This window comes from Streptomyces sp. NPDC002209 (assembly GCF_042890265.1).
Classification (GTDB): Bacteria; Actinomycetota; Actinomycetes; order Streptomycetales; family Streptomycetaceae; genus Streptomyces.
Genome location: NZ_JBIARX010000028.1, coordinates 59,617 through 65,243, shown reverse-complemented (window position 1 = coordinate 65,243; position 5,627 = coordinate 59,617). Strand labels below are relative to the sequence as shown.

Here is a 5,627-nt window from a genome sequence, read left to right as displayed (position 1 = left end):
GCCCGAGTACTGGACGTACTCGGGCGCCCCGACAACGCGGCGAGGTGCGGTGCCGGGCGGCGCGGGTCAGGCAAGATCCGGAAGAGACGGCCTAGGCGGCCAGGTCGCGGCGGCGCAGTGCCGTCAGGCCGGCCGCCAGCAGGGCCGCCGCCAGCGCGGTCAGCACCAGCATCGGGGCCCAGGACAGGGCCTGCGCGCCCGGCAGCTTGGGCAGGTGGGCGAACGGCGAGAGGTTCAGGACGGCCTGCGGGAGGTTCAGCGCCGGGCCGATCCAGCCCAGCGCCAGCGCGGTCCCGGCCACCGCCCAGGCGGCCGGCGCGTACTTCGGGGCGGCGCCGTGCAGGAGGGCCGCGAGGGCGCCGATCACCCACACCGCCGGGAGTTGGGCGAGCGTCGCGCCCACCACCGCACCGACACCCCGGCCGTGCCCGATGCCCAGGCCCAGCCCCGCCAGCAGCAGGATCAGCGCCGAGCCGCCGAAGGCCACGGCCAGGTGGCCGCCGGCCCACTGCAGCCGGCCGACCGCGTTCGCGAGCAGCGGTTCGGCGCGCTGCCCCGACTCCTCGGCGCTCAGCCGCAGCACCGCCGAGACGATGTACAGGGCGGCGACCATGCCGAGCATCCCGGCCATCGTCGCGAGGAAGGCGTCGGCGATACCGCTCTGCCCTCCCATCCGCTCGATGATCTCGCGGGTCCGTTCGTTGTCGCCGACCAGCTGCGTGGCCCCGTCCGTCATCCCGCCGAAGACCACCCCGGCCACCAGGAACCCGAGGCTCCAGCTGATCAGGCCGCCCCGCTGGAGCCGCCAGGCCAGCGCCCCCGCGCTGCCGAGCCGGCCCTGCGCCGGGCCCGGCCGGGCCGGCAGGAAGCTCATGCCGAGGTCACGGCGGCCGGCCAGCGCGTACGCCGCCGCCACCTGCACCGCCACGGCAGCCGCGAACAGGCCGAGCACCCACCAGCGTTCGGCCGCGAAGGCCCGTACGTGCTCCAGCCAGCCCAGCGGCGACACCCAGGTCAGCGCGCTCGAACCCCGGGCGCTCCCGGCGTCCCCGGCGGCGCGCAGCACGAACGCCGCGCCGATCAGTGCACCCGTGAGCCCCTTCGCGAGCCGCGCGCTCTCGGTGAGCTGCGCGGCGATGGCGGCCAGGGCCGCGAACAGCATGCCGGTCGCCCCGATGCCCAGCCCGAGGGCGAGCGCACCGCCCGCACCGCGCCCGGCGAGTCCGCCCGTCACCAGGAGCGCGGCCAGTGCGTTGGCCGTCAGGGCCGCCAGCAGCGCGGCCGTCAGCGGCGCCCGGCGCCCCACCATCGCGGCGGAGAGCATCTCCTGACGGCCCGTCTCCTCCTCCTCGCGGGTGTGCCTGACCACGACGACCAGGCTCATGATCCCGGCGAGCACCCCGGCGAAGATCCCGCCGCGCCATGCGGTCAGGGCGCCGATCGAGTCGCCGAAGACCGGCCCGTACAGGGCGCGCAGCGAGCCGTTGGTGTTCATCGTGCCGAGCAGGCGGGCCCGTTCGGCGGCCGTCCCGTACACCGACTCCAGCGAGGCGGGCAGGCTGAGCACCGTCATCGCCACGACCGTGATCCAGACCGGCATCATCACGCGGTCGCGGCGGAGCGCGAGCCTCAGCAGCGCTCCCGTGCCGGCCAGTTGGTTCTTCATCGCGACACGCCCGCCTTCGCGTTCCCGTTCGCGCTCGCGCCGGCGTTCGCGTCGTCCGCGTAGTGCCGCAGGAAGAGCTCCTCGAGCGTGGGCGGCGTCGAGGTCAGCGACCGCACACCGGACTCGGCGAGCGAGCGCAGTACGGCGTCCAGCTTGTCCGTGTCGGCCTGGAGCCGGACCTTCAGCCCCTGCACCTCCACGTCGTACACGCCCGGCAGGTGCGCGATGCCGTTCGGCGGGCCGGCGAGCTCGGCGCTGATCGACGTACGCGTCAGGTGCCGCAGATCGGCCAGCGTGCCCGTCTCCACCGTGCGGCCCTTGCGGATGATGCTGACCCGGTCGCAGAGGGCCTCGACCTCGCTGAGGAGGTGCGAGCTGAGCAGGACGGTCCGCCCGGCGGCGCGCGCCTCGGCGACACACCCCTGGAAGACCTCCTCCATCAGCGGGTCCAGCCCGGAGGTGGGCTCGTCGAGGATGAGCAGCTCGGCCTCGGAGGCGAAGGCGGCGACGAGCGCGACCTTCTGCCGGTTGCCCTTGGAGTACGTACGCCCCTTCTTGGTGGGGTCCAGCTCGAAGCGCTCGACGAGCTCGGCGCGACGGGCCCGGTCGAGGCCCCCGCGGAGCCGCCCGTAGAGGTCGATGACCTCGCCGCCGGAGAGGTTGCGCCACAGGGTGACGTCGCCGGGGACGTAGGCGACGCGGCGGTGCAGTTCCACGGCATCGGCCCAGGGGTCGCCGCCGAGCAGCTCGGCGGTTCCGGAGTCGGCGCGCAGCAGGCCCAGCAGGACCCGGATGGTGGTGGACTTGCCGGCCCCGTTGGGGCCGAGGAAGCCGTGGACCTCGCCGGTGGCGACGGAGAGGTCGAGTCCGTCCAGTGCGTGGGTGCGGCCGAACGCCTTGTGGAGTCCGGCGACGCTGATTGCCTTCGTCATGATTCCGAACGTACGCTACTTTCACAAACTTGTGAAGCTCGGGAAAGGTATAAAGTCGGGAGGGTGGCGGACGACATGGATGTACAGGCGCAGGCGCAGGGCGTACGGAGCGACGAAGCGGTCTCCCGCTTCGTGGAGCGGTTCGCCGCGCAGCTCACCGAGGCGGGGATGCAGCGGATGGCCTCACGGGTCTTCGCGCAGCTGCTCGCGAGCGACAGCGGGGCGATGACGTCGGCGGAGCTGAGCGAGGCCCTGCAGATCAGTCCGGCGGCGGTGTCGGGAGCGGTGGCGTACCTGACGCAGGTGACCATGGTCAGCCGGGAGCGGGAGCCCGGCTCGCGGCGGGACCGGTACGTGCTGCACAACGAGCTCTGGTACGAGACGTTCACCCGGCGGGACCAGGTGCTGACCCTCTTCGAGAAGACGCTGCGCGACGGTGTCGCCGGGCTCGGCGCGGACAGCCCGGCGGGGGTGCGGATGGCGGAGACGGCGGAGTTCTTCGAGTTCCTGCAGGGCGAGATGGCCGGGATGATGGACCGCTGGCGGGCCCACCGGGCCACCCTGAACCTCCCGTAGGCCCGGGGCGAAGGCCCCGGACCCACGGGTCCGGGGCTCAGCGGGGGACCGTCAGGGACCAGGCCGCCGGCCGCAGGGTCCAGGTGCGGCGCCGGACCGGGCCCGCCACCAGCGCGTCCGCCCGGTAGCGGAAGTCGGATCCCGACACCGTCACCGAACCCGCCCGCGCCAGCAGCGAAGGCCCGCCGGCCACCCGGACCGTCACCTCCGCCACACCGTCGGACGACACCGGCACCACCCGGAGGTCCTCCACCACCCGGTCCACGTCCACCAGGACCCGCCCGTCCACCTCCACCCGCAGCCGGTGGCCCGCCGGAGCCCCCGACGGGACCAGCGTCCGCACCAGCGAGCGGTACGCACTCCAGACCGACGGCCTCGCGGCCGCCCGGACGGGTGGAATCCGCAGGTCCCCGAGCACCACCCCGTCGCTGTCGTCGACGAGCAGGTCGCGCGTCCGGACGGACCCGTCCAGCACCGACCGCGCCGCCGCCACCGCGGACAGCGGCACACCCAGGGACCGGGCCAGCCCCAGCGAGCCCGCGGGACCGACCGGAACCAGCGACAGGGCGCCCTCACCCAGCCCCCGCGCCCGGTGCAGCAGCCCCACGGCCCGGACCAGCGCCCGGTCGTCGCCCACGATCACCGGCTGCCGATGACCCCGGCGGGCAAGTGCCCGCGCAAACTCCTCCTGCGAGTCCGGGAGGCAGATTTTCGCTGCCGCGCCCGCTGACAGAACATCCTTCGCGATCCGCACGGACTCGCCGTCAAGACGGCGGGCGACCGGGTCGACGAGCACGAGCAGGCCGCCTACCGGCGCGCCCGCATGGCTCATGGTGGGCTCTGGAGCCGACACCTCGGTCCTTCCTCGGGTAGCATCTTTGTGCAAGAGGCCCTTGCGCTATTGCGCCAGGGCCTTCGTCTATTCCGGGGCACCGGTCCGACGGCTCAGCCTGCGGTGTACATCGTCGTACGCCCCCTGACCTTGGACATGCCCCATCCGGAAGAGGTGTACGCCTGTGCCCGCTCTTGTGCTGCTCGGAGCTCAGTGGGGTGACGAGGGCAAGGGAAAGGCCACCGACCTGCTCGGTGGATCCGTTGACTATGTGGTGCGCTACCAGGGCGGCAACAACGCCGGCCACACGGTCGTCGTAGGCGACCAGAAGTACGCGCTGCACCTTCTCCCTTCCGGCATCCTCTCCCCCGGATGCACCCCTGTCATCGGCAACGGTGTCGTCGTCGACCCGGCCGTCCTGCTCTCCGAGCTGCGCGGTCTGAACGAGCGCGGCATCGACACCTCCAAGCTGCTGATCAGCGGTAACGCTCACCTGATCACGCCGTACAACGTCACCCTCGACAAGGTCGGCGAGCGCTTCCTCGGCAAGCGCAAGATCGGTACGACCGGCCGCGGCATCGGCCCGACGTACGCGGACAAGATCAACCGCATCGGCATCCGCGTCCAGGACCTGTACGACGAGTCGATCCTCACCCAGAAGGTCGAAGCGGCGCTCGAGGGCAAGAACCAGCTCCTCGCGAAGCTCTACAACCGCCGCGCCATCGAGGCCGCCGCGATCGTGGAGGAGATGCTCCAGTACGCGGAGCAGATCAAGCCGTACGTCGCCGACACCACGCTGATCCTCAACAACGCGCTCGACGAGGACAAGGTCGTGCTGTTCGAGGGCGGCCAGGGCACCCTGCTCGACGTCGACCACGGCACGTACCCCTTCGTCACCTCCTCGAACCCGACCGCCGGCGGCGCCTGCACCGGCACCGGCGTGGGCCCGACGAAGATCAGCCGCGTCATCGGCATCCTCAAGGCCTACACGACCCGCGTCGGCGCCGGCCCGTTCCCGACCGAGCTGTTCGACCAGGACGGCGAGGACCTGCGCCGCATCGGCGGCGAGCGCGGCGTGACCACCGGCCGCGACCGCCGCTGCGGCTGGTTCGACGCGCCGATCGCCCGTTACGCCACCCGCGTGAACGGTCTGACCGACTTCTTCCTCACCAAGCTGGACGTCCTGACCGGCTGGGAGCAGATCCCGGTCTGCGTCGCGTACGAGATCGACGGCAAGCGCGTCGAGGAGCTCCCGTACTCGCAGACGGACTTCCACCACGCGAAGCCGATCTACGAAAACCTCCCCGGCTGGTCCGAGGACATCACCAAGGCCAAGACGTTCTCGGACCTCCCGAAGAACGCCCAGGCGTACGTGAAGGCCCTCGAGGAGATGTCGGGCGCCCCGATCTCCGCGATCGGCGTCGGCCCCGGCCGTACCGAGACGATCGAGATCAACTCCTTCCTGTAGCGGCAGTGCGGAGGGGCGGGGGGGCCGGGGGGGCCCCCCCCCCCCCCCGGGGCCCCCCCCCCCCCGCCCGGGGGGCCCCCCCCCCCGGAACACATTGGCTCACGCCCCCCCCCCGGAGCCCCCGGGGGGCCCCCCCCCGGCCGCCCGCCCCCC

5 protein-coding genes are annotated in these 5,627 nt (G+C 72.8%); 2 read left to right on the top strand and 3 right to left on the bottom strand.

Annotated features, from left to right (window positions below):
• Positions 1–91 precede the first annotated feature (91 nt).
• On the bottom strand, positions 92–1,666 hold the full coding sequence (locus ACFYXK_RS32105) for an ABC transporter permease (RefSeq protein ID WP_389414348.1): 1,575 nt from the start codon (positions 1,664–1,666) through the stop codon (positions 92–94).
• Positions 1,663–2,598, bottom strand: coding sequence for an ATP-binding cassette domain-containing protein (locus tag ACFYXK_RS32100; RefSeq protein WP_389414347.1), 936 nt, complete (start codon positions 2,596–2,598; stop codon positions 1,663–1,665). Before ACFYXK_RS32100 ends, ACFYXK_RS32105 begins: the two co-directional genes overlap by 4 nt.
• A gap of 75 nt (positions 2,599–2,673) precedes the next feature.
• Between ACFYXK_RS32100 and ACFYXK_RS32095 the strand changes: the two genes are divergently transcribed.
• Complete coding sequence (locus tag ACFYXK_RS32095; RefSeq protein ID WP_389414351.1) at positions 2,674–3,174, top strand: GbsR/MarR family transcriptional regulator; 501 nt, start codon at positions 2,674–2,676, stop codon at positions 3,172–3,174.
• Positions 3,175–3,211: 37 nt separating this feature from the next.
• Here ACFYXK_RS32095 and ACFYXK_RS32090 read toward each other — a convergent pair whose 3' ends face one another.
• Positions 3,212–4,006: a diacylglycerol kinase gene (locus ACFYXK_RS32090; protein ID WP_389414350.1), complete on the bottom strand. Its 795-nt coding sequence runs from the start codon at positions 4,004–4,006 to the stop codon at positions 3,212–3,214.
• Between the two features lie 184 nt (positions 4,007–4,190).
• On the opposite strand from ACFYXK_RS32090, the gene ACFYXK_RS32085 reads away from it, so the two are divergent.
• Positions 4,191–5,474, top strand: a complete 1,284-nt coding sequence (locus ACFYXK_RS32085) for an adenylosuccinate synthase (RefSeq protein WP_030152855.1) — start codon at positions 4,191–4,193, stop codon at positions 5,472–5,474.
• Positions 5,475–5,627 lie beyond the last annotated feature (153 nt).